22 protein-coding genes are annotated in these 23,138 nt (G+C 64.6%); 17 read left to right on the top strand and 5 right to left on the bottom strand.

The genetic code is table 11. The annotated features are described in order from the left end of the window. The first annotated feature begins 15 nt into the window (after positions 1-15). The 9 genes from ACYVGK_RS09015 (at position 16) to ACYVGK_RS08975 (ending at position 8,667) form a co-directional block, all read left to right on the top strand. A complete protein-coding gene (locus tag ACYVGK_RS09015; protein ID WP_460733027.1) occupies positions 16-1,338 on the top strand; it encodes a hypothetical protein in 1,323 nt (440 codons plus the stop codon). Between the two features lie 43 nt (positions 1,339-1,381). After that, the gene (locus ACYVGK_RS09010; protein ID WP_460733026.1) at positions 1,382-3,208 is read left to right on the top strand and encodes a hypothetical protein; all 1,827 of its coding nucleotides are present in this window, start codon (positions 1,382-1,384) and stop codon (positions 3,206-3,208) included. Between the two features lie 38 nt (positions 3,209-3,246). Continuing rightward, on the top strand, positions 3,247-3,888 hold the full coding sequence (locus tag ACYVGK_RS09005; protein WP_460733025.1) for a hypothetical protein: 642 nt from the start codon (positions 3,247-3,249) through the stop codon (positions 3,886-3,888). 30 nt (positions 3,889-3,918) lie between these two features. Continuing rightward, positions 3,919-5,037 carry a hypothetical protein gene (locus ACYVGK_RS09000; RefSeq protein ID WP_460733024.1) on the top strand — a complete coding sequence of 373 codons (1,119 nt, stop codon included), beginning with the start codon at positions 3,919-3,921 and terminating at the stop codon, positions 5,035-5,037. 115 nt (positions 5,038-5,152) lie between these two features. Beyond that, a complete protein-coding gene (locus ACYVGK_RS08995) occupies positions 5,153-6,034 on the top strand; it encodes a hypothetical protein (protein ID WP_460733023.1) in 882 nt (293 codons plus the stop codon). A gap of 51 nt (positions 6,035-6,085) precedes the next feature. Then, positions 6,086-7,153: a DUF4438 domain-containing protein gene (locus ACYVGK_RS08990; protein ID WP_460733022.1), complete on the top strand. Its 1,068-nt coding sequence runs from the start codon at positions 6,086-6,088 to the stop codon at positions 7,151-7,153. Between the two features lie 76 nt (positions 7,154-7,229). Continuing rightward, positions 7,230-7,709: a helix-turn-helix domain-containing protein gene (locus ACYVGK_RS08985; protein WP_460733021.1), complete on the top strand. Its 480-nt coding sequence runs from the start codon at positions 7,230-7,232 to the stop codon at positions 7,707-7,709. 11 nt (positions 7,710-7,720) lie between these two features. Then, the gene (locus tag ACYVGK_RS08980) at positions 7,721-8,182 is read left to right on the top strand and encodes a hypothetical protein (protein ID WP_460733020.1); all 462 of its coding nucleotides are present in this window, start codon (positions 7,721-7,723) and stop codon (positions 8,180-8,182) included. A 53-nt stretch (positions 8,183-8,235) separates the two neighbouring features. Continuing rightward, on the top strand, positions 8,236-8,667 hold the full coding sequence (locus tag ACYVGK_RS08975) for a hypothetical protein (protein ID WP_460733019.1): 432 nt from the start codon (positions 8,236-8,238) through the stop codon (positions 8,665-8,667). Positions 8,668-8,714: 47 nt separating this feature from the next. Here the strand turns inward: ACYVGK_RS08975 and phbB are convergent, their stop codons facing one another. Beyond that, positions 8,715-9,455 (bottom strand): acetoacetyl-CoA reductase, encoded by a 741-nt coding sequence (phbB, locus tag ACYVGK_RS08970; RefSeq protein WP_460733018.1) that lies wholly within the window; start codon positions 9,453-9,455, stop codon positions 8,715-8,717. 41 nt (positions 9,456-9,496) lie between these two features. Beyond that, positions 9,497-10,414 carry a tRNA glutamyl-Q(34) synthetase GluQRS gene (gene gluQRS / locus ACYVGK_RS08965; protein WP_460733017.1) on the bottom strand — a complete coding sequence of 306 codons (918 nt, stop codon included), beginning with the start codon at positions 10,412-10,414 and terminating at the stop codon, positions 9,497-9,499. Between the two features lie 137 nt (positions 10,415-10,551). Between gluQRS and htpX the strand changes: the two genes are divergently transcribed. After that, positions 10,552-11,433: a protease HtpX gene (gene htpX / locus ACYVGK_RS08960; RefSeq protein WP_460733016.1), complete on the top strand. Its 882-nt coding sequence runs from the start codon at positions 10,552-10,554 to the stop codon at positions 11,431-11,433. A 57-nt stretch (positions 11,434-11,490) separates the two neighbouring features. On the opposite strand, the gene ACYVGK_RS08955 is transcribed toward htpX, so the two are convergent. Both ACYVGK_RS08955 and epmB read right to left on the bottom strand, forming a co-directional pair. Further along, positions 11,491-13,575, bottom strand: coding sequence for an EAL domain-containing protein (locus ACYVGK_RS08955; RefSeq protein ID WP_460733015.1), 2,085 nt, complete (start codon positions 13,573-13,575; stop codon positions 11,491-11,493). 214 nt (positions 13,576-13,789) lie between these two features. Further along, positions 13,790-14,815, bottom strand: coding sequence for an EF-P beta-lysylation protein EpmB (epmB, locus tag ACYVGK_RS08950; RefSeq protein WP_460733014.1), 1,026 nt, complete (start codon positions 14,813-14,815; stop codon positions 13,790-13,792). 150 nt (positions 14,816-14,965) lie between these two features. On the opposite strand from epmB, the gene efp reads away from it, so the two are divergent. The 7 genes from efp (at position 14,966) to ACYVGK_RS08915 (ending at position 22,022) form a co-directional block, all read left to right on the top strand. Next, complete coding sequence (gene efp, locus ACYVGK_RS08945) at positions 14,966-15,532, top strand: elongation factor P (RefSeq protein ID WP_460733013.1); 567 nt, start codon at positions 14,966-14,968, stop codon at positions 15,530-15,532. A gap of 155 nt (positions 15,533-15,687) precedes the next feature. Continuing rightward, a complete protein-coding gene (locus ACYVGK_RS08940; RefSeq protein ID WP_460733012.1) occupies positions 15,688-17,031 on the top strand; it encodes a TRZ/ATZ family hydrolase in 1,344 nt (447 codons plus the stop codon). A gap of 70 nt (positions 17,032-17,101) precedes the next feature. Continuing rightward, complete coding sequence (gene ubiG / locus ACYVGK_RS08935; RefSeq protein ID WP_460733011.1) at positions 17,102-17,824, top strand: bifunctional 2-polyprenyl-6-hydroxyphenol methylase/3-demethylubiquinol 3-O-methyltransferase UbiG; 723 nt, start codon at positions 17,102-17,104, stop codon at positions 17,822-17,824. Between the two features lie 65 nt (positions 17,825-17,889). Next, positions 17,890-18,564: a phosphoglycolate phosphatase gene (locus ACYVGK_RS08930; RefSeq protein ID WP_460733010.1), complete on the top strand. Its 675-nt coding sequence runs from the start codon at positions 17,890-17,892 to the stop codon at positions 18,562-18,564. Then, a complete protein-coding gene (locus tag ACYVGK_RS08925) occupies positions 18,561-19,280 on the top strand; it encodes a phytoene/squalene synthase family protein (RefSeq protein ID WP_460733009.1) in 720 nt (239 codons plus the stop codon). The genes ACYVGK_RS08930 and ACYVGK_RS08925 overlap by 4 nt, the downstream gene beginning before the upstream one ends. A gap of 126 nt (positions 19,281-19,406) precedes the next feature. Then, the gene (folE2, locus tag ACYVGK_RS08920; protein ID WP_460733008.1) at positions 19,407-20,336 is read left to right on the top strand and encodes a GTP cyclohydrolase FolE2; all 930 of its coding nucleotides are present in this window, start codon (positions 19,407-19,409) and stop codon (positions 20,334-20,336) included. 189 nt (positions 20,337-20,525) lie between these two features. Beyond that, the gene (locus tag ACYVGK_RS08915; RefSeq protein WP_460733007.1) at positions 20,526-22,022 is read left to right on the top strand and encodes a hypothetical protein; all 1,497 of its coding nucleotides are present in this window, start codon (positions 20,526-20,528) and stop codon (positions 22,020-22,022) included. Positions 22,023-22,276: 254 nt separating this feature from the next. Here ACYVGK_RS08915 and ACYVGK_RS08910 read toward each other — a convergent pair whose 3' ends face one another. Further along, positions 22,277-23,089: a M23 family metallopeptidase gene (locus tag ACYVGK_RS08910; RefSeq protein WP_460733459.1), complete on the bottom strand. Its 813-nt coding sequence runs from the start codon at positions 23,087-23,089 to the stop codon at positions 22,277-22,279. Positions 23,090-23,138: the final 49 nt, after the last annotated feature.

The raw sequence follows: 23,138 nt of genomic DNA, 5'->3' as shown, positions 1-23,138 counted from the left end.
AGCGAGCATGCCGCCGTGGACACACGCGCCTTCCTGCGCACCAAGTTGATCGGTCTGGCGGCGCGCCTGCGCCGCCTCGACCGGATCGACAACGCGTTCGTCGGTCTGCGGCCGCAGGACATGCCGTATGCCCCGTCACCGCAACACTTCAAGGCAGCCAATGGGCGGCTTGCTGCTGTGGAGCAGGAGATCCGGCGACGTTTTGCGGCTGTGTCCCATTCGTTCGATAAGGCATCCAACCAGCGCGTGCTCATCGACATGGCCCTGGTGGAACGCGAGATGGATCGCGCGCGGCGTCTGTTCGGCATGTTCTACGAAGTGTTCTCCCAGCGCGGTACCAGTTTCGGTCCCGCGCTGGCGGCGCACGACACGGTCGCATTCGATTGCTACCGCGTGATCCGCGACACCGCGCCGCAGATTTTCCGGCACGCCATGCTCAAGCCGGTGTGCTACATGGAACACGGCTATTCGCCTGCGACATTCCGCCGCGGCGTCCAACTGGGGCGACTGCTGGGCGAAGCCAATCCGTTCCCGCTGATCCGCATTCCGTGGGATCGCGATCAGCCATGGCAGGCGGTATTCCTGCATGAAGTCGCGCACAACCTGCAGGCCGACCTCGGCATCTGGCAGGAAAACCGGCAAGCCGTGCAGAGGCGGGTGATGGGCGAGTTCCGCGACCCCTTCCTCGCCACCGTGTATGGCCGCTGGCACAAGGAGATCTGGGCCGATCTGGCCGCGATCTGCCTGGCCGGACCGGCGGCGGCCTGGGGCATGGCCGAGTTCCTGGCGCATCCCAGCCCGCGCACGCTTACCTATCGCCCGGGCGGCGCGCATCCCACGGCCTATCTGCGCGTGCACATCCTCGGCGAGATGTTGCGTCGCCTTGGCTTTGCGCGTGATGCGGTCAATCTGATTCGCGTGTGGGGCGATCTGTACAAGCCGCAGCGCGGCCACCGCATGCCTGCCGCATTGTTGACGAGCGTTTCCCGCATCGTGCCGGCGATCGTCGACGAAAGCATGTTCCAGGTTCGCCGCAATCTGGCCCAGCGTGCCGTCGTCGACATCATTCCCTTCCGTCGCGATGAGCAGGCGGCGATCCTCGAGGGCGCGCGCCTCCTGGGCCAGGGGCGTGCCGATCGCGTGGAGCTCGCGCCACGGCATCTGGTCAGCGCCGCGAGCTACGCGATGGCATCGGGACGCATGGCACCGCAGCGCCTGGCGCGCGAGGTCATCGACCGGCTCAACGCGGACACGCCGCGAACACATGTCCTCACTCCTTCCGCGCCGGCGCGCCTGCCGGCTCGTCCGACGGCCCGCGCCTTGCCGCAGGCCGCATGAGTTCAACCCGAGGTGACCACCCATGCTAGGCGCAATCACGAACTTGCCAACCGAGACATCCGGCAGCCGCACCAGTTCGTCCAACAAGCAGCAGCTCGCGTTGGATAACCTGATCCGTCGCGAACTGCGTGTGGGTGATCCGCGTAATCCGGAGCAGATCGCCAACGCTTTGCTCGATCGCTACCAGTACGACCGCCGCGCCGCCGCCATCCAGCAGGAAGCCCAAGGGCTACCATTCCTGCGCTCCCCGCAGTCGTTCGCGCCCGCAGCGCCGGAACAGACCGCGACCAGCATCGATCTCAAGCAGGCGCTGAGCGACATCGACAAGGACCTGCGACAGATAACGAGCAGCAACCTGCTCAAGGACATTTCGGCCGAACTCGACGGCTGGTCGGATGCGATCCGCACGGCATCGGACGAAGGCGTCAATGCCGCCCGCTTCGGCATCGATCCGCGCAATCGCGATCGGGCGTTCGGCATTCGCCGCACGCTGGGCGACTATGCGCGACTCTCGCGCCTGGTCGGCGCCCTTACTCCGGCGGCCTCGTACGACTTCCGCAGCCTGGCGCAGAGCATCGATGAAGTCTGTGCGGTGATCCTGGTCATGCTGGGCGAAAGCATGGCCAACAATGGTTTTGCCGGCGGGCGCTACCTGCTGCAGGCGCCGTATCCGGAAATGCAGACGCGCCGCGATGCGTGCATGCATGCGCTGCAGAACCTGCTCAGCTCGCTGTCGTACATGCAGGGACCCAATGAATGGCCGCGAGGCATCGATGCCTATCGCAGGCTGTTCGATGCGCTGGAGGCACAAGGGCAGGGTGATCTGCGTGCATTGATGACCGAGCTCGAGCTCGGCCGCATCATGGACAACCTCGTGCGCCGCGCGGCGCATGGCAGCTCCGAGGGCCTGCGCGCACTGGGTTCGACGGCGCAGATCGATCTCAACCGCTTCTACCGGCTGGTCAATTTCGGCTATCGCCTGGTCGATCCGGAATCGCCGCCGTTGACAGGGTTCCTGGAGTCGCTACGCCTGTTCGCTGATGGCTTTGGCCCCGCCGGCGGTTCGCGTCTGTTGCGCGTGGCACGTCCACCGATCGTGTTCTACGGCCTTTACGGCAGCGAAGAGGAAAAGCCCTCCGATCGTCGCCTGGTGCAGATGACGATCACGCGCGGTCGCCTGGCCAGCCAGCTGGATTGCTGCGCGCGTTGCTGTTGCGACGGAAGCAGCGTGATCAAGCAGATCCTGCTCGACAAGGTGCTCTACGACGTCGACCGTGCGATCGATCTGTATGCGGTCGGCCAGCAGGACCTGAACCTGCCCGAGCTGCGCGCCAGTGCCTACAGCTACACGGTCGACGAAGTGCGCAAGTTGTATCCGCCGGCCTTTGGCGACACGGTCGCGCAACGACTCGACGAAACTCTGCGGGTGCTGCGCGATTGCCTGCGGCCCGAAGGCGCCGCCGTCGACTGGGCGACCCGTCCGGGCGGGCAGATGCAGCAGCCCAAGGGCTACCTGGACTTCATCATGGCCAACGGAAAAGTGGATGACACCGACTTCCGCTTCGCCGACGTGCTGCACCAGGAACTCTGCCTGCAGCGCGAAGCCGAGAAGCGTTGGGCATCACTGGTGGCCCAGATGGCGCCGAACTGCCTGCCGCCAGGCGAGGTCTTTGGCGACGGTCCTACGCCGGGTCATCTGATCGGCCTGATCGATCGTGCCATGCACAGGATCGCGCAGCAGGCGCCGAGCGGGAACGTGCCCAACGCGCTCAGGACTGACTGCGGCCTGGATGGTCCGGATATCCCGGCGCACTTCGAGACTTCGCTGGCATCGCTGGTCAAGGACCGAGCCAGTAACGGTGGTCAGTAGTCCGCGACGCAATGGCTGCAATTCCAGGAGATCAGCTCATGAACCACAACAACGACCTGCTGCCTGAAGAAGATGAGCAGTTCCTGGCGGAAATCGTGGAATCGCTCGCGGTTAGGCCATGGAACAACGTCATCCATTCGCACTACATGGCCAACAACGCTGCGCAATTGATCCAGTCCCGCGCACTGCGCCAGCAGACCGAGGCGGTGCTAAAACAGGCCGCCGCCGCGGAGCGTTTTGCCGCCGCCGCCGAGCTGCAGGCGATGCATCTGGAACGGCTCACCATCGCCGCCGATCGCATGCAGGAAGACGGCGTCGAGGAAGCCGGACGCGCGGCTCTGCTCATCGTGCGTTGCCTCAACTCCGCGCAGGACGTCACGCTCGATCAGAAGGATGTGTCGATCGAAAGCACCAATGCCAACCTGGAACAGGCGCGCAAGAGCAAGAGCTACAAGGCGTCGCTGGATTACCTACGCGAAGACAACGAGGAACTGGCGGAGCTGTTCGCAGAAGCGTTTGCCGGGTTCTCCGATGACGAAGAGCACGAAATACAGGCACGACGGCGCCTTGCGCTGATGGTCGTGCTGGCGAAGCGGATCGTCTGCGAGGTCGAAGACGAATCCCCGGCCCTCGAGCGACTGGAAGCCGTCAGTGCTCCCCGTCGCACCGCCTCTACCTGATAGCAAGAGCTTGTCGCGAGGAGCCCTACCATGAGCTTCAAGACTACTGAAACCATCCAGCGCCTTTGGGAAACCTTCCTGCGCGAGCAGCTGGAAACGCTTCCGCCCGGCGAGCGTCAGTCCTACGAGGTGCAGTTCGAGCAGCGCCTGGGCGAACTCCTGCGCGGGACCGCCGATGGTGGGGGAGGCGACAAAGGCTTCCTCGATATGATCGGTTTCGGCCAGAACGGGCCGGTGGATTTCGACGCGATCACGCATCCCTACATCGAGCCGGATTTCGACGATGCCGTGGTGCCTAGCCAACTGCACGCCGCGGCCGACCTCTACTTCATCTATCAGCACGAACGGATGAAGATCTTCGAAGTCGTCGACGTACTGCTGCGCCTGTTCCGCCTGGGCAAGATGCGCATCCAACGCGGTCCCGGTGCACGCGGCCTGTATCTGCTGGAGAAGTGGAAGCCAATGCGCTATACGCGCCAGGACCGCATGGTCGCGTATCGCCGTGCCTTCAATTACGGCAACGCGCAGGCGCCGGCCGGAGCGATCGTCAACCGCAACTTCCATCGCCAGATGGTCGGTTTCATGGCGTCGGTGGGCCAGTACTTCCGAGATATGCTGATCGGCGAAGTGATCCGCGGCGGCCCGCTGATCGACCAGCGTCCGTTCGGCAGCATCGGCACCGTGCAACGCATTGGCCTGGACTTGCGTTACGCACTCGACCGCAGTACGTACGGCAACATCTTCTCTTTGTCGATGGAAGTCGGGCATTACCTGATCCAGGTCCTGAAACTGCTGGATTCGCCCGATATCAAGAAGGCCTTCGACGCCAATACCAAGTGGGATGTGGTCGAAATCGTATCCAACCGTTACCTGGGCGGCGTCGCCGAGCCTTCGCAGCGCGCCAAGATGGCCGAAAGCGGACGTCGCGTGCTGCAGTTCGTCGCCGACAACGATTTCAAGACCGTTACCGACCCGATCTTGTTCCAGTCGGTGGTCCGTCCGATCGGTCCACATGCCGAGGCCTGGGTGGCGGCGTATCGCACGACGCCGGAAGGGCGAGGCTTCCCGGGTGTTACGCCTGCGTTGCGTAGCGTGCTGGGTGCGTCATCGGCGTCGTCGGCTGTGCCGGTGCAACAGGCAGTGGCTTGAGGACTGCGACGTTGACTTGCGGACCCGCCCGACCTCCCGGGCGGGTCTGAGCAGGATCGAGCGCGCGGCGATCCACGTCCGTCGAGGATGTGGTTGAAGGGGTGGGGCGCAAACGATGGTTGACCAGGAACTCGAAGTCAGTGTTCGCGCGAAGCGCTGGGCCTGCGTGGTCGATCCGATGTTGGCGCTGGCGGGTCCGGTTAGCGCACAGCTGGTGCAGCGGCTCGCCGCGGTAGTCGAGTTGTGGATGGTGCGTGGCTTCTGGCAGGCGTTGGACTCCAGCGAGTACTACCGCCGCGATCCGCTCGCATTCTGGCCGTCCGCGTTGCATGGCGGATTGCCGGCCAGTGCAGGTGATCGCGTAGTGCAGGCATTGCGCTTCTGGGAGGACCTGCGCGCTCACAACGACCTGGCAGGCAGCGGTCTGAATTGGGTCAGCGACAGCCTGAGCGAATCCGCACTGCCGGACGGCGCGCCGAGCAATCTGATCGACCGTTACGAAGCGCTCCATCAAGGTCTTGCCCAGCGTGCGGATCCGCATCTGGAAGCGACCGAAACCGCAGGCTTCTTCAGCGGCATGGACACATTGGCCCTGGCCGCTGCGCTAGGCCCGGCACGTATCCTGACTTTAGCCCCACAGCATCCGTGCGCTTGCCTGCCATCGGTCTGTTCCATGTTGCGATTGCCATTCAGTCCCGCGCCAAAGAACGGCGAGCACCTGGCCGACGCCGAGCGCAAGCAGCTGGGCGATCTGATCGTGCACGCCGGCGCCACCGGGCTTGCATGGGCCTCGCCGCCGTTGGCTCTGGCCTACACCGTCCTGCCCGGCGCATTGCTGCAGGTCCCCGAGGTCGAGGATTACGCGCGGCATCCAGTGGCCGAATCGCTGTCGACGGTTCCCTATGCCCTCGAATACGAAGGTGAACCGTTGCCGCCGCCGTGCGCATCCGACGCGTGGCAGGACGCGCAGATCTATTACCAGCAAGGGTGGCAATGAGCGCGTCGCACCGGTGTCGCGATCAGCACCGATCAATGAAGGAGTACCGTCATGCCCAAGCCGGGATTAATGCAGCCCGTGCCGTCTCCGCATTCCCGCCTGGATGCTGACGAACGGCGGCCGCGGCTCAATGTGCGCGAGCTGGTGATGTCGACCGTCCTGGGGCAGGTGGCGCATCCGATCGGCCGCGCCAACCCCTATCGCATCGGTTACGACGGCGTGCCGCGTGTATTGCCCGGCACGGGTGGCATCACCATCAACCATCGCATCGGCGATCCCTGCGTGGGCCTGGCCGGCGATCACATCGAGCCGGGCGCGGCCCTGCACAACAATGGCCGCGAAGTGGTCGGTCCGCGCGATGGTCCCAACAGCGCATTGATCACCTATGCCTGTGTGGGCAATGTCGCGCGGATCATCAGCGGACCGATGAACGGACAGTTGGGGCTCGTCACGGGCAAGCATGGCGGCATCAATCATGTGCTCGTGGATTTTCCGACGCAGGTGCTGTTGCGGCTACAGATCGGCGATCGCATCCAGATTCTCAGTCACGGACTAGGAGCGCGTCTGCTCGATCATCCGGACATTGAAATCCTCAACTGCGCGCCGCGACTGCTGTGGCGGTGGGGCATCCGCGAACGCAATGGCGCACTGCACGTGCCCGTGAGCCACACGGTCCCGGCTGTGCTGATGGGGTCGGGACTGGGTAAGAACACTGCATGGCGCGGCGACTACGATATCCAGCTCGGCGACGCGCGGCTGCGGCGCAAGCATCGGCTGGACACGCTGCGCTTCGGCGACATGGTGGCGATCATCGATGCGGACAATCGGCACGGGCCGCTGATGCGGTCGGGGCGCATCACCATCGGCGTCATCGTGCACGCCGACAGTACCTCTGCCGGACATGGCCCAGGTGTCACACCATTGTTGACCGGTCCGCTGGAGTTATTGCGTCCTATGCTTTCGTCGGAGGCCAATCTGGTACGGATCTTCGACGTTCGGCCTCTGGCCCCATTGCAGCGTCGTGCGACGCTGATCGAGCGCGATCGGCGGCGTCGCTGTGTTGCGCGCGAGCTTCCCCCCCGCTTGTCGTTTGGTACCGCGCAAGCAGCGGCCGAATGAAGACAGCACCAGGGTCAACCAGTAAGATCGGCCGAAACGAACGCCTTCGAGTCGGCAACTTCAGGGATGAAGTGACATGGGGAAGCGCGGCGGTGAAAAAACGGGAAATCCCGAGTACGACGGCCAGCCGCCCAGCCAGTCTGATCATGTCCTGGCCGAATTCGAGCTCGAAACGGCGCGCTGCATGGTGGTCCCGGCCCTGAAGCGGCACGCGACCGACACGACAATCGGGGAATTCCGTCTGGGGGATGCCTGCTATTGCGTCATCCAGCGGCAGTTGCCGCTGGAAGTGAAGGGTTCAGGGGATTCGCCCGAAACCGACCCCATGGAGCTGCTCACCGTTCGCGAACAGCAGATCGTGCGGCTGATCTGCTTCGGTCAGGTCAACAAGCAGATCGCGCATCGCCTGAGCATCAGCGAATACACGGTCAAAACCTACCTCAAGCAGATTTTCATGAAGTTGAACGTGCATAGCCGGGCCGCGATGGTGTACCGGTGCGCGAAATGGGTAGGCGCGACACCGGCGGACCTGGGTCTGTTACGGCCGACTCATTAGGGAGCTGCATCGTGAATCAAGCGCCATCGATCGATGACCTCATGTCCGCTTATGCGGAGGACGCCGTCGACTATTGCAGGGAGAAGTTCTCCATCGTTCTCGACTACTCCGACGAGAGCGTTGAAAAGGTCGAGACAGTTCTGGCCTCGCTCCATGAGCAGCTTCCCCGCGGCTTCATGGCCAAATTATTCAGAACCGGGCCGTCCCCTCAAGTGATTGATCAGCTCGCAAAAATGCTGGGCGCCTATGTCGGGGAGGTAATGCGGCGGAATTGGGGCGGTCACTGGAAGATCGGAAGCGACGCGTTTCCGGGCGAGATGATGTGCACCCTAGAGTTGCCAGGCGCCAGCGATGTCTGGCCTCACGTCAAAGTTGGCAAGCGCATTGTCAATGGACCAGAGGACAATGTGCGGCACTACTTTCGCGTACTCAAACAGTCGTTCCATTGCGAGCTAGCCCGAACGCGGGACTGAGTATTCGCCAGCCACGCGCTAGGGTTTCGCAGTGGCGTTGCGGAGTTGCCGTGATGAATCACCTGTTCGATACCGACGCGATTGATGCGCTGGTCGACGAAGCCCTTGCCGACGCCGACGTCTTCGCGGCGCCGATGCGCAGCGGGGTCGACAAGTTCTTCCGCATTCTCCGTGTGCGCGCCGGTCCGCGTCAGCCGCGCGGTGGTCGGCAGTTGCAGGCCGGGCCGGCTGTTCGCGGCACCGACATGCGCCAACAACTGTGGGGCTCAAGCGACGGTGTGTTTCTGGCCGGGGCCAGCCAGGCCCAGGCGGAGCAATGGGCGCGACAGCAGGCCGCGCGTTTCGGCGGCACCGTCACCCCTCAGGAGCAACACGGCGCCGGGCGTCCGCACCTGCATCTGGTACTGCCGGGCGACGTGCGCAGCGGTCATATCTTCTACGGACAGGTCCCGACGGGCGGGGTGTTCTTCGATTACGACTACTGATGCGGAGACAGGCGGGAGGCCCCGCCTGTCGGTTGCGCATCGTTCGCTTACCAGCCCATGTACTGGCCACCGTTTGCCGAGAGATTGGCGCCGGTGATCCAGCCGGCTTCGTCGGGAACGAAGAATGCAACGGCATAGGCAATTTCCTCGGGCGTGCCGAGGCGGCCTGTGGGAATCTGCGTGATGATCTTGTTGCGCACATCCTCGGGTACGGCCATGACCATGTCGGTGGCGATATAGCCCGGGCAGACCGTGTTCACGGTGATACCGAACCTCGCGTTTTCCTGCGCCAGCGAAATCGTGAAGCCGTGCATGCCGGCTTTGGCCGCGGCGTAGTTGGCCTGGCCGTACTGGCCCTTCTGGCCGTTGATCGAACTGATCTGGACGATGCGCCCCCACTTGCGGTCGCGCATGCCCTCGATCACCGGGCGGGTGACGTTGAAGCAGGAGCTGAGATTGGTCGCGATGACTTCGTTCCACTGCTGCGAGGTCATGCGATGAAAGGTGGTGTCGCGGGTGATGCCGGCGTTGTTGACCAGGATCTCGACCGGTCCGAGCTGGCGCTCGACCTCGCGCACCATCGCCTCGGCGTCCTCGGCCGAGGAGACATCGCCGTGTGCAAGCGCGACTTCGAGGCCTTCGGCGCGCATCTGCTGCTGCCACGCCTTCGCCTTTTCCTCGTTGCGGTAGTTGGTGGCTACCCGGAGGCCCATGCCGGCCAGGCGTTTGATGATGGATGTCCCGATGCCGCCGGTACCGCCGGTAACGAGTGCGACGCGTGATTGCATGTGTTGTTCTCCATAACGTTCGAAGGAAGCCCGCGGACATTTTATGAAGCAAATATGAAACCCGTGTTGTGCGATGCGGCGATTGCGACATGTCCGGCTCGCGGAATCAGCTCGGGACGGAACCCGTTCCGTGACGCAGTCAGGAAATCGGCCGCATCCCCGATGCCGGCTACGACCACGGGATCCTGGCCGAGCGCCAACCAGGCGCGCTGCAAGGCGGGAGCGGGGGCGCAAGGGTCCACCGGGAGCGCACCATCCGACTTCGACAGCTTGCGGCCCTCGGCGTCCAGCACCAGCGGCAGGTGGGCGTAGCGGGGCGTGGGCAATCCCAGGGCGCGTTGCAGGAAGATCTGTCGGGGCGTGGAATCCAGCAGGTCGGCACCGCGCACGACATCGGTAATGCCCTGGGCGTCGTCGTCGACGACCACCGCCAGCTGGTAGGCCCAGAATCCTTCGGTGCGACGCAGGACGAAATCGCCCACCTCCCGGGAAAGGTCCTGCACCTGGGGTCCCCTGAAGAGATCGTCGAATTCAATCACGGTCCCGTCGGGCACGCGCAGGCGGATCGCGGGATCGGTGCGGTGTGCCTTGGCGACGCATTGCCGATGTACGCCGCCGCTCGCCGCCAGATCGCTGCGGCTGCAATGGCAGACGAAGGCATGTCCCTCACGGAGCAGCCGATCCAGCGCCACCTGGTACAGCGCGCCACGCCGGCTCTGCTGGACGATGGGTTCGTCGGAGTGCAACCCGAACGCGGTCAGCGCCTGCAACTGTCGTTGTGCGGCACCCAGTACCTCGCGCGGGGGATCCACGTCTTCCACCCGTACGAGCCAGCTGCCGTGCGCATGCCGAGCCAGCAGCCAGCTGCCGAAGGCCGCCAGCAATGAGCCGAAGTGCAGGTCACCGGTGGGCGAGGGGGCGAAGCGGCCGCGATAGGGAGGGGAGGCGTTGGGCGGCATGGGGAAAGCGGATGGACGAATCAGGCAAGGCCTGGCGACAGCCCGCGTACAGTTTTCTGCTTGAATGCGGGTCGAGCCTGCCACATCTTCGCCCGGAAGCCATCAATCTGCGCCTGTTGCGCTAGAGGTTCCCTTACATGTTCAAGCGTGTTGCCTTATTCCTGGCCACCAATCTCGCGGTGCTGGTGCTCCTCGGCATCGTCATGTCGGTGCTGCAGAACTTCTTCGGCGTCCGGCTGGGCAATCAGGGCGGATTGCTGGTCATGGCGGCGATCTTCGGCTTCGGTGGTTCGCTCATTTCTTTGCTGATGTCGAAGTGGATCGCCAAGAGGACGACTGGCGCCTATGTCATCGGACAGCCGCGCAACGAACTGGAGCAGTGGCTGCAGACGACTGTTCACCGCCAGGCCGAAAAGGCCGGCATAGGCAAACCCGAAGTGGCGATCTACGACGCTCCGGAAATCAATGCTTTCGCCACCGGCGCCAACCGCAACAATGCATTGGTGGCCGTCTCGACCGGCCTGCTGCGCGCAATGAGTCGTGATGAGGCCGAAGCGGTGCTGGGTCATGAGGTCAGCCACGTTGCCAACGGCGACATGGTCACCATGGCGTTGATCCAGGGCGTGCTCAACACCTTTGTGATCGTGCTGTCACGCATCGTCGGTCGTCTGATCGATGGCTTCCTCGGCGGCAACCGTGAGAACTCCGGTGGCGGCATTGGTTACTTCGTCACGGTGATGGTGCTGGATGTGGTGTTCGGGTTGTTCGCGAGCATGATCGCGATGGCCTTCTCGCGTTACCGCGAGTTCCGCGCGGATGCCGGTGGTGCGCAGCTTGCCGGTCGCGAAAAGATGATCGCCGCCTTGCAGCGCCTGTCGCAGACTTATGGTCACAGCACGCTGCCGGGTCAGATCCAGGCCTTCGGCATCAGCGGCGCCGTCGGCCATGGCCTGCGGCGCCTGATGATGAGTCACCCGCCGCTGGAGGAACGCATCCTCCGCCTGCGCCAGACCGTCTAAGCAAAAAGCCCGCCGGATGGCGGGCTTTTTCTATTCGGTTCGATCCGTCGATCAGGCTCAGCCGAACTCGTAGTCCATGTCCGGTCCTGCTGGCGCCAGGAAATGTCCCTGTGCGTAATCGATGCCGGCACTGAACAGCGTGGTCATGCTGGCCGCGTCCTGGACGTATTCGGCGATGGTCTGCTTGCCCAGTTCCTGCGCCTTCGTCGCGAACTCTCTGACCCGCTGCTGGTGGTCGGCACTGGTCGCCAATTCCTTCATGAAGGAACGGTCGATCTTGATGAAGCTCGCATCGAAGTGGGTGAGCAGCTGGAACGGATTCAGACCGATGCCGAATTGCTCCAGGCCCACACGTACGCCGAACTGAGCCACACCGGCCTGGAGCTGCTGGGCCGCGCGCAGGTTGGTGAAGACCTTCGACTCGGGGAGCTGCAGCACCAGCAGGCGACCGTCGACGCCATGCATCTGGAGTTGCTCGCTGATGTACGGGACGAGAGTTTCGTCCTGGAGCGAGGCCTGGCTGATCTTCACCAGCAGACGCGTACGGCGACTGAGTCGCTGACGGTCGGCGATGAGCCGGATGGCGCGACCTACCACCCAACGGTCGATCTCGCCCAGCAGCCCGTGTTCCTCCGCAATCGGCAGGAAGGTGAGCGGCTGCACCAGGCCACCGTCTTCGCCGCGAAGGCGCAGCAGCGTCTCGTACATCTCGTCCGGTGCGCCGTGCAAGGGCACCAGCGGCTGGAAATGGATGACGAACTGGTCGTGGGCGATCGCCTCGCGAATGCGCGTCACCCAAGCGGCAACGCGTTCCAGCTCGGCGCGATCGGTGGCGCTCGGATCGTACAGTTCGGTGCGGTTTCCGCCGACGCCGATCGTGGACTGCAGGCCCTGAGAGGCCTTGCCCAGGATGGCGCCGACGTTGGCGATCTTTTCGCCTACCTGCACGCCACCGATGCTCATGGTGACGGTCAGCGAATGACTGCGCGCCTCGATGACCGCATCCGCGAACGCGGCGCGCAAGGATTCGGCCAGCTTGGACGTCTGCTGGTAGTCGCTGTTGTGGGTAAGTACCGCGAACTGGTGCTCGCCGAAGCGGGCCACCACGTCGTTGGAGCCAACAGCGGCGCGCAGACGTCCGGCAACCGCGGCCACCAGGTCGTCGGCGGCATCCAGGCCGATTTCCTGCAGCAGGCGGGAGTAGTGGTCGGGTTCGATCAGCAACAGGCCGTGCGTCGTGGCTTTCGCCGCGGTGTCGGCTACCGTGTCTTCGAGCGCACGCAGGAAGGTTGGGCGGTTAAGCAGGCCGGTGACCGGATCGATCTGGCGCAGGCGCTCCAGCTCCTCGGCGGCCTTCGGGTCGAACAATTCTTCCTGCTTGCGCAGCACTACCTGCAGGCAGCTCTCGCCTTCGTAGGTGGCCTGCGTGAATTCCATCATCGCCGGGAAGTGCTCGCCATCCATGGTCACCGCTTCGGTTTCATAGCGCGGCGGCGGGTTTTCACCCTTGGACATCTGCTTGAGCAGCTTCTTGAATTCCTCGACCTTCTTTGGTGCGACCAGGTCCAGCAGTGACATCCCTTCGATGTCGTCGAAGGATTCGAAGCCGAACATCTCCAGGTAGGCGGAGTTCGCGCGGATGTGCATGCCTTCGTGGATGTAGGCAATGGGATCGCGCGAGGAATCGATCAGCGCATCGCAACGACGCTCGATCTCGCGCATCTGGGCTTCGAGGCGGCGATAGGAGCGACGGGCTTCGAGGTCGACCCACTCGGACTGGATGACGTGCTGGATGTGATCCATGTGCTCGCGCAGTACCACGCCGCGCACGCCCATGCCCACCATCTTCAGCAGTTCGGCTTCATTGAACGCATTGACCAGAACCCGCACCGGCAGGTCCTTGCCGCTGGCATCGACGCGCTCCATCACCCTGGACAACGGCACGCTGGTGGCGTTCTGCGCGACCAGCACGAGATCCTGGGGTTGGTTCTCGATCAGGGACTGGAACTCGTCCTCGTTTTCCGGGCGTGACGGACGCACCGCGATGCCGGCATTGCGTAGTCCGCTGACAATGGCTTCGGCGGCTTCGACGCTGTCGTCGACGAGCAGCAGTCGCAGAGCCATGTCTTTGCCGAATTGCATTCCCCTTTCCTCCGTACGCTTCGGGCCTCCCGCTTCCTGCCGAGACTCGTGGTCCGGGTTTATGACATGAAGCCGAGGTCGGCGTCCATGTGCAGTAGCGCCTGATGTGGCACGGTCGACAATTCGTTTTGACTTGGATGACATGCCTTCCTCCCCTGTGGATGGCACGCGAGGCAGCTATGCGCCCCGCTCCTGATCCAACGGGGCGGATCGGTCAAAGCGGCCGCTTGCCGGGATCGCCGGCTACTTCACGCACCAGGCGCGGGACCAGGTAGCCCGATAGGCGTGCCGCTAACGCCGCGTGAAGGCGGCGGGCCTCGTAGTCGTCTACCTCGAAATGCGCCGAGCCCTGCACGCGGTCCAGCTGGTGCAGGTAATAAGGGAGCACGCCCGCGGCGAAGCTGCGCTCGCTCAGTGCGGCCAGATCGTCGACGTTGTCATTGACGCCGCGGAGCAGTACCGCCTGGTTGAGCAAAGTTGCACCGGCGTCGCGCAGCGCCCGGCACGCCTGCTCGACGCTGGAATCGATTTCATTGGCGTGGTTGGCGTGCAGGACCACGGTCACCGGCCAAGGCAGGGCACTCAGCCAGGCGAGCAGAGGGGCGTCGACGCGCTCGGGCAGCACCACGGGCAGTCGCGTGTGGATACGCAGGCGCTTGAGGTGCGGGATGGTCGCCAATGCGTCGGTGAGCTCGGCCAGTTTGGCGGTGGACAGGGACCAGGGGTCCCCGCCGGACAGGATGACCTCGTCTATTTCCGTGTCGACGCGGATCAGCTCCACAGCTTCGCGCCAGCTGCCTGCAGCGGCGGTTTCGCTGGCGTAGTCGAAATGGCGGCGGAAGCAGTAGCGGCAATGCACGGCGCAGCTGCCGGTTGTGATCAGCAGGGCCCGGCCACGGTACTTGCGGATCACCCCGTCGGCGGCCTTGGCGGCGCCGTCACCCACTGCGTCCAGGCTGAAGCCGGGCATTGGCTTCATTTCCGCGTCGAGCGGGAGGACCTGGCGCAGCAGCGGATCGTGCGGGTCACCGTGGCGCATCTTCGCCACGAATCCGTGTGGGACCCGCAGCGGAAACTGCTCGGCGGCAGCTTCGGACACGCCCATGGCCGCCGGGTCGAGGCCTAGCAGGGTGAGTAATTCGCGCGGGTCGCGGACGGCCTCGCGCCACAGCTGCTGCCAGCGCGGCGGGGTCGACGGAGCGTCAGTGTGCTGTTTGAGGGCGGGGGCAACGGGTATCATGTCGGATCGCGATTTTCCGGCGCTGCCGATTTCGCGCAGCGCAGCCCGTCATTTTAGCCGCTTGCCGCCCTTTGGCGGCGCGGCACCGAGTCCGGCCCCGGCCCGCTCGGCTGGCGGCACCCAAACGATTACTTTTCAGGAGCTAGACCCATGGCCAGCCTGGGCATGAACGACGTCAAGACCGGACAGAAGATTCTGGTCAACAACGACCCGTGCATCATCACCGAGACCGAATACGTCAAGCCGGGCAAGGGCCAGGCGTTCACCCGCGTGAAGTACCGCAGCATCAAGTCGGGCCGCGTGGTCGAAATGACCATGAAGGCGACCGACAACGTGGAGCAGGCGGACGTCGTCGATACCGACATGCAGTACCTGTACTCGGATGGCGAGTACTGGCACTTCATGAACCAGGAATCCTTCGAGCAGGTCCAGGCCGACAAGGCCGGCATGGCCGGCGCCGACAAGTGGCTGAAGGGCGAGGAAGAGTGCGTGGTCACGCTGTGGAACGGCACCCCGATCTCCGTGCAGCCGCCGAACTTCGTCGAGCTGAAGATCGTCGAGACCGATCCGGGTGTCCGTGGTGACACCTCGGGCGGCGGCGGCAAGCCGGCGACGCTGGAAACCGGCGCCGTGGTCCGCGTCCCGCTGTTCGTCGGCCAAGAAGAAGTGATCAAGGTCGACACGCGTTCGGGCGAATACGTTTCGCGCGTGAAGTGACGTTCTGGCGCGCTCGCGTATTGCGCGAGCGCCTTTGCCAGAACTTCATCCCGGCGAAAGCCGGGATCCATTTTGCTGTTGCTTTTGCTTCTGGAGGCAACAGCGAAATCAACGCCAAATGGATCCCGGCTTCCGCCGGGATGACGGACCAGTAGATGACGAACATGACCCAACCCGAAGCCTGCGACCTCCTCATCGAAGCCGGCTTCGTGGTCCCGGTCGAACCCCACGGCGTGGTTCTTGAGAACCACGCCGTTGTCGTTCGTGGGGGCGTGATCGTCGAAGTGCTGCCGGGCCATGAGGCGCGCAGCCGCTATCAGGCGAAAGAAATCGTTTCGCGTCCCGACGCAGCGCTGATCCCCGGCCTGGTCAACGCGCACACGCACAACCCGATGACCCTGCTGCGTGGCGTCGCCGACGACCTGCCGCTGATGGAGTGGTTGCAGGGCCACATCTGGCCGATCGAGGGCGCTGTAATCGGCCCGGAATTCGTTGCCGACGGCATCGCACTCGCCATCGCCGAGATGCTCCGCGGCGGCACTACCTGCGCCAACGAGAACTATTTCTTCCCGGACGTGCAAGCCGCGGTCTACAAGCAGCACGGTTTCCGTGCTCGCGTGGGTCTGCCGGTCATCGATTTCCCCACGGCATGGGCGAAGTCGTCCGACGAATACTTCGATCGCGCCACCGAAGTGCACGATCAGTGGCGCCACGACCCGCTGGTCGCCACCGCGTTCGCGCCGCATGCGCCGTACACCGTGAGCGATGCGAACTTCGAACGCATCCGCATGCTCGCCGACCAGCTCGACGTGCCCGTGCACCTGCACACGCACGAGACCGCGCATGAAGTCGACGAATCGCACGCGAAGCTAGGCCAGCGCCCGATCGCGCGCCTGGACCGCCTTGGGCTGGTGAACGATCGCCTGATCGCGGTGCACATGACCCAGCTCACCGACGCAGAAATCGCGCTGTGCGCGGAGCGCGGCGTGAGCGTGGTGCATTGCCCGGAGTCCAACCTTAAGCTCGCTTCCGGCTTCTGTCCGGTGGGTAAGCTGCAGAAGGCAGGCGTCAATGTCGCCATCGGCACCGACGGCTGCGCCAGCAACAACGACCTCGACATGTTCGGGGAAACCCGCACCGCCGCACTATTGGCGAAGGCGGTGGCGCAGGACGCATCCGCGTTCAATGCAGCCAGCGCGCTGCAGGCGGCCACGCTGGGTGGCGCCCGTGCGCTGGGCTTCGATGCGCAGGTCGGCTCGATCGTGGCTGGCAAGCAGGCCGACCTGGTGTGCGTCGACCTGGGTCAGTTGGAAACCCAGCCGCTGCACCATGTGATCTCGCAACTGGTCTACGCTGTCGGCCGTCATCAGGTCAGCGATGTGTGGATCGCAGGCAAGTCCAAGCTGCGTGAGCGCATGCTGGTCGACATCGATGCCGATGCCCTGGTGGCCAATGCAAGGCAGTGGCGCGACCGCATCGCTTCGATCCGTATTTCGTGAATGTTTTCTGCATTCGCTTTTGCTCGTCATCCGGCACTCGCCGGGATGACGATCTGAGAGAGTCACGCCAATGAATGCCGCTACCACTAACGACAACTTCAGCCAGGCCGAGCTCGACAAGTTCGGCGCGCTCGCGCAGCGCTGGTGGGATCCGGAAGGGCCGCAAAAAGCCTTGCATGCCTTGAACCCGGCACGTCTGGGCTACGTCGCCGATCGCATAAAGCTGCAGGGCGCAGCTGTGCTCGATGTGGGTTGCGGCGCCGGCCTGCTCAGCGAAGCGCTGGCCCGCAACGGTGCGCAGGTCACCGCGCTGGATCTCGCGCCGGAGTTGATCAAGGTCGCCAAGCTGCATCGCCTGGAAAGCGGCATCAACGTCGACTACCGGCTGCAGTCGGCCGAGGCGTTGGCGGAGGAAATGCCGGGGCAGTTCGACGCGATCACCTGCATGGAAATGCTCGAACACGTGCCGGATCCGGCTTCGATCATCCGTGCCTGCACGACGATGCTGAAGCCCGGCGGGCACCTGTTCCTTTCCACGCTCAACCGCACGCCGGCAGCCTTCGCGCTGGCGATCGTCGGTGCCGAGTACATCGCGCGCATCCTGCCCAAGGGCACGCATCAATACCGTGATTTCATCAAGCCGTCCGAACTGGCGGCCTGGCTGCGCGCGGAAGGCCTGCAGCTGGAAGACGTGAGCGGGCTGATGTACGAGCCGTGGCGCAATTCGGCGCGCGTGGTGTCGCGTACTGACGTCAATTACTTGGCCTGTGCGCGCAAAACAGCCAGCGACTGACCCAAGGCCGCGGTATGGCTCGCACTGCGCCCGCGGCTGACAAGAACAATTTCCCGGCGCCTTGCATGCAATCACCCCGTTTCCCCAAAGCCGTCCTCTTCGACCTCGACGGCACCCTGGTCGACAGCGCGCCGGATTTCATCGCCGTGATCAATCGCATGCGCGCCGATCGCGGGCGTACGGCGATGGACCTGGCCGATTTGCGCCCAGTGGTCTCAAAGGGCGCGCGGGCGATGCTGGGCGCGGGTTTTCCCGACGTCGAAGCCAGCGAACGCGAACGCTGGGTACAGGAATTCCTCGATCTCTACGAGCTCGAGCTTGGCCTGCACGGCAAGCCATTCGACGGGGTGGAGGCGATGCTCGCGACGTTGGAAGCCAACGGCACCATCTGGGGCATCGTCACCAATAAGCCCGAGTACCTGGCGCGCAAGTTGATGCCGCTGCTGGGCTGGGAATCCCGCTGCGCAGTGCTCATCGGCGGCGACACGTTGCCGGTGCGCAAGCCCGATCCGCTGCCGCTGCTGCATGCCGCGCAGACAATTGGTGTCGATGCGGGCCACTGCATCTACGTCGGGGACGACGAACGCGACATCGTCGCGGCGCGCGCGGCGGAGATGCCGTCGGTGGTCGCGCTGTGGGGTTATCGCCTGCGCGAAGACGATCCGTTCGCGTGGCAGGGCGACGTGCTGATTCATGTGCCTGCCGAGTTGTGCGCAGCCGACGCGTGGCCTCGGGCATGAGCGAACAGGAATCCATCGACAGCTTCGTGCAGAAGTGGCGGGCGCGTTGGCCAGAATGGCAGGTCGCGGAGGTATTCGTGCCGCGAGGCCAACGCGAGATCGCGCTCGCCTGGGCCGCGCTGTTGCAAGAACTCACCGATGCCGCCTGGGGCGGCAGCGACGCACGCCCAGGTGAAGCCAAGTTGGGCTGGTGGTTGGAAGAGCTGCAGGGCTGGGCACGCGGTATCCGACGTCATCCGCTGGGACTGGTATTGCAGAAGCTCGCCGCGCCGTGGCCGGCACTGGGGGCTTCGTTGGCGGCATTACGGAACAGTCGGGAGCGTCCCGTCGATGCGGATGACGCCGAAGCGCAGTTGAAGCCGTTCGTCATCGCGATTGCAGCAGTTGAGGCGCAGCTGTTTGGTGACCGCGCCCATGAAGCAGGCGAGGGCAGTGACGCGATCGCCACCTGCCTTCTGCACATGCGGCTGGCCCACCATCCCGGCGAAGCCGCGCCTCTACAGACCCTGGCCGCGGCTGGAGACAATGCGGCTGTTGGCACCTGGGCCCGGCAGCTGGCCGGGCGAGGTTCGATGCGCGGGGCAACCCGGCCGCGACGCCTCTGGGCGGGGTTGGCGCTGGTGCGCCTGCGTGGCGGCGAACCGGCGCAACCGGTGTCGGCGGCGCGCGCGCTGTGGATGTCGTGGCGCGCGGCGCGTCCGGGTGGGCGGGTTTGAGCCGGATGTTCCAGCAAGGGCCGGCACGCGCATCGGATCGTTCCGTCGGCGTCGAACGGGTCCCGGTCCGCGCCCGGTAGAATGCGGCCCGTTGCGATTCCCCCCATCGCCCCCAGATCAGCCCCCGTGACTTCGCGTACCGATCAAACCCGCCGTCTGCCGGACGTCGCTTTCGACGCCGCAGCCCTTGCCCGTCCGCTGGACTGGGTCGGCATGTCCAATATCGCGCTACCGCTGCGGGTGACATCCAGCGCGGGCGATACGATCACGGTCCCGGCTTCGGTCGATGTTTCCGTGGATCTGCGAGATGCCGCCGCGCGCGGCATCCACATGTCACGGCTGTATCTCGAACTGCAGCACGCCTTCGCCAGCGAGACGGTCACGCCGGCCGGCCTTCGCCGTGTGCTGCAGACATTGATCGATACGCAGGCCGGATTGGCGACGCGCGCGCGTCTGACGCTGCGCTACGAACAACTGTTGTTGCGCCCGGCGCTGGCCAGCGAACACGCCGGCTGGAAGCGCTATCCCGTCGAGATCGATGCTGCGCTGATCGATGGGCATCTGCGTCTGGCCCTGCGTTTCTCCGTCGAGTACTCCAGTACGTGCCCGGCCTCGGCCGCCTTGTCGCGCCAGCTCAATGCGGACCGCTTCACTGAAGATTTCGCGGACACCAGGCCGCTGTCTTCGGCGATCCACGAATGGCTGGCCTCCGAGCGCGGACTGGCTGCCACCCCGCACGCCCAGCGCAGCCGCGCCGACGTGCGTGTGGAGTTGCGTCCGGCCTTCGACGAATTGCCGTTCACTGCGCTGGTCGACGCGGTGGAACAGGCGCTGGGCACGCCGGTGCAGACCGCGGTGAAGCGCGAGGACGAGCAGGCATTCGCTCGTCTCAATGCCGAAAACCTGATGTTCTGCGAGGACGCCGCGCGCCGTGTCGCCGCCGCGCTGTCGGCCGATGCACGCATCGAGCGCTTCGATGCCGAAGTCGCGCACTTCGAAAGCCTGCATGCTCACGACGCCGTGGCGCGCGTGACCGGCGAAGGCCGCATCGCCTGATCGGTCGCGCCCATTGGGCGCCTGGTTCGTTGACGCCCTATGGGGCGCGTTGTGAACCCGCCGGCATTCTCCTAAGCTCCGACCGTCCACGAGCCACCAGGCCGTGGCTGCGGCGAACAGGGAGTGCCGTACGAGGACTTGGGGCGTTTCGCCTCCCTGTTTCTCATTCGATGACAGAGGAGGTCCACCATGAAGCTGCGTGCGCTCGCGCTGGTATCCAGCGCGCTGCTGTTGTCTGCATGTACCGGGCGCGAAGCTGCGCCAGAAGCGACGAGCAAGCCCGCGGAAACCGCGCCCGCGCCATCCGCGGGCATCAAGCCCGTCGACGTGCCGGCCGGGTTCGGTTATCCCGGCAGTCGCGACGAATTCCAGGCCTGGGCTGATACCTGGAAGATCGATGCCATCACTACCGCTGCCTGGAACCTGTGGGCGGGAATGACCAGCGATTCCGGCCAGAGCTGGAGCGGCGCGATGCTGCCGGTGTGGGAGACCTGGTGCGGCAACGAAGAAGTATTCAGTGCGAAGGGCTGTTCCGCGCTCGGTCGTCCGGCGCGTCATTTCCAGCGGCCACGCCAGATCGGCCACACCGCGCGTCTGTTGGGCAAGGCGTTGCCCAGCGACACCCAGGTGGTGTCCTTCAACAAGTTCAATCCGTCGATGGCGAGCTACCTGGCGACCCAGCATCCGGGCCCGGGCGGTGCGGATTACAGCTACATCTCGATGCAGAGCCTGGCCGCGTTGAATGCCGCGTGGCCTGCCGAAACGCCGATCAGCTCGCGCAAGGTGGCCGACGCGCCGTATCAGCCCGACAACGGCAGTACCGAAGGCTTCACCGCGATGGAAACCAAGCCGGTGATCTTCGTGGTGAAGGCCAAGGGGCTGACACCCATGCCGCTGTGGATGGGACCGGACCAGTCGACCACGCCCGCGAACGCCACGCCGGAGACCTGGTTCAACTGCGTGCTGCTCGATCCCAATGGGGGAGCGGATCCGTCGGTGAAGCCGGTGCCGGCCACCAAGGAACAGATCGCGCAGATGGTTCCGAACTCGTCGATGTCGTGCAAGACCTACCTGTACGCACCGCTGGCGACGATCTACAACTTCAAGATGGATGCCGCTGAAGCCGCCGACTGGAACAACCTGGTCAACAACTCCGGCGATGGCGGACAAGGTCTCAAGGCCGAAGCCGGCGACTTCGGTGTGCTCGGCGGCATGCACGTGAACAGCAAGACGATCGTCAACTGGACGTGGGAAACCTTCTGGTGGCAGCCCGGTGCCGATGCGCCGAACAACTTCCCGGGCAGCAAGACGGGCATGACCGACAACGTCGCCGGCCCATGGCGCAACTACGCGATGTGCACGGCCTGGAATCAGACCAAGGGCAATGCCTCCAAGGACATGGTGGTCTGCTTCAATCCGTTCCTGGAAACCTCCAGCGGTATTCCCGCTGGCCAGACCAGCAACTGCATGAGCTGCCACGGGACCGCCACCGCGGGCTCGCCATTGAGCGGATCGCCGCTCTCGCTGCCGACGTTGAACTACCCGGCGGACTACAAGAAGCCGATCGACTTCAATAACGATCCGCGCTTCGCGACGTTCACGCGCACGGACTTCTCGTGGGCGATTCCGGGGAATGCGATCGATATGCCGGCGGCGGAAGCGAAGCCTGCTGAAGCTGCGAAGTAGTCGGCGACTCGTGATCCCTCGCCCCGCTTGCGGGGAGAGGGACCGCGTTGCGTAAGCAACGCAGGGTGAGGGGCGTCAGACGCCACGAGCAAAAGCGCCCCTCATCCGCCCTTCGGGCACCTTCTCCCCACTCTCCGAGTGGGGAGAATGGCAAGTGCTTCCTTTTCGTTCTTCGGTTGGGCCCTCGCCCCGCTTGTGGGGAGGGGACTGCGTTGCTCAGCAACGCAGGGTGAGGGGAGGTGCAGGAATGAGCACTACTTCCCGCGTTCCAGCACCAGCAGCGGATCGATCCGCACCTCGAACCAATTCATCCCCCAGTGCAGGTGCGGCCCCGTCGCCCGTCCCGTCGCACCCACGGCGCCGATCACCTGGCCTTGCGCCACGCGGTCGCCCACCTTCACATCGATACGTGAGAGGTGGAGGAAGTTGGAGCTCACTCCGTGCCCATGGTCGAGCAGCACGGTGCCGCCGGTGAGATAGAGATCGGTATTAGCGAACGTGATGACACCGGCGGCCGGAGCCAATACCGGCGTACCCGCGTCGGCAGCGATATCCATGCCCGAATGCGGCGACTTGGGCGTGCCGTTGTAAACGCGCTGGTTGCCGAACCGGCCGCTGATGCGCCCCTGCACCGGCCATATGAACGCCGGTACAAAATCGGCGCGATCGTCGTCGCGCACTCGCGCGGCGGCGACTTCGGCCTGTTCCCGTTCGATTCGTGCAGCGATTTCCGGCGGTGGATTCACCGTGTCAGGCGGTACGCCGTCGATGCGTTCGATCGGCCAGTCGCGCGGGGTAATAGTGATGTTCGCGGTCTGATGGCTGCCATCGGCACGTAGTACGGTGACTTGCACCGGGCCGGTTTCGTCGCGGCTGATCCCGAAAACCACGGTGCCGTAGGGCGTGGCGTGCAGTTCTCGTTCGCCGTAACGCACCGTGCTGCCGGGAGGCACTTTGCCGAAGACCAGGGCGCCTTGCGATGCGCTCGCGGGAAACACGACCCGCTGGTCCGCATTGGCGGTCGCTGCTGCGGTGTCGGGCGATTTCGATGACCCCGGAGCCTTCACATTCGCACCGCTGGCGCACGCCGTGAGCGACGCCAGCAGTACGAGTGCG

The organism is Lysobacter tyrosinilyticus (assembly GCF_054779815.1).
This window is presented reverse-complemented; position numbering and strand designations above follow the sequence as displayed.

Coding starts and splice junctions, on each gene's coding strand:
- ACYVGK_RS09005 (WP_460733025.1), top strand. CDS start 3,247: ATGAACCACAACAACGACCTGCTGCCTGAAGAAGATGAGCAGTTCCTG.
- ACYVGK_RS09000 (WP_460733024.1), top strand. CDS start 3,919: ATGAGCTTCAAGACTACTGAAACCATCCAGCGCCTTTGGGAAACCTTC.
- ACYVGK_RS08995 (WP_460733023.1), top strand. CDS start 5,153: ATGGTTGACCAGGAACTCGAAGTCAGTGTTCGCGCGAAGCGCTGGGCC.
- ACYVGK_RS08990 (WP_460733022.1), top strand. CDS start 6,086: ATGCCCAAGCCGGGATTAATGCAGCCCGTGCCGTCTCCGCATTCCCGC.
- ACYVGK_RS08985 (WP_460733021.1), top strand. CDS start 7,230: ATGGGGAAGCGCGGCGGTGAAAAAACGGGAAATCCCGAGTACGACGGC.
- ACYVGK_RS08975 (WP_460733019.1), top strand. CDS start 8,236: ATGAATCACCTGTTCGATACCGACGCGATTGATGCGCTGGTCGACGAA.
- phbB (WP_460733018.1), bottom strand. CDS start 9,455: ATGCAATCACGCGTCGCACTCGTTACCGGCGGTACCGGCGGCATCGGG.
- gluQRS (WP_460733017.1), bottom strand. CDS start 10,414: ATGCCGCCCAACGCCTCCCCTCCCTATCGCGGCCGCTTCGCCCCCTCG.
- htpX (WP_460733016.1), top strand. CDS start 10,552: ATGTTCAAGCGTGTTGCCTTATTCCTGGCCACCAATCTCGCGGTGCTG.
- ACYVGK_RS08955 (WP_460733015.1), bottom strand. CDS start 13,575: ATGCAATTCGGCAAAGACATGGCTCTGCGACTGCTGCTCGTCGACGAC.
- epmB (WP_460733014.1), bottom strand. CDS start 14,815: ATGATACCCGTTGCCCCCGCCCTCAAACAGCACACTGACGCTCCGTCG.
- efp (WP_460733013.1), top strand. CDS start 14,966: ATGGCCAGCCTGGGCATGAACGACGTCAAGACCGGACAGAAGATTCTG.
- ACYVGK_RS08940 (WP_460733012.1), top strand. CDS start 15,688: ATGACGAACATGACCCAACCCGAAGCCTGCGACCTCCTCATCGAAGCC.
- ubiG (WP_460733011.1), top strand. CDS start 17,102: ATGAATGCCGCTACCACTAACGACAACTTCAGCCAGGCCGAGCTCGAC.
- ACYVGK_RS08930 (WP_460733010.1), top strand. CDS start 17,890: ATGCAATCACCCCGTTTCCCCAAAGCCGTCCTCTTCGACCTCGACGGC.
- ACYVGK_RS08925 (WP_460733009.1), top strand. CDS start 18,561: ATGAGCGAACAGGAATCCATCGACAGCTTCGTGCAGAAGTGGCGGGCG.
- ACYVGK_RS08915 (WP_460733007.1), top strand. CDS start 20,526: ATGAAGCTGCGTGCGCTCGCGCTGGTATCCAGCGCGCTGCTGTTGTCT.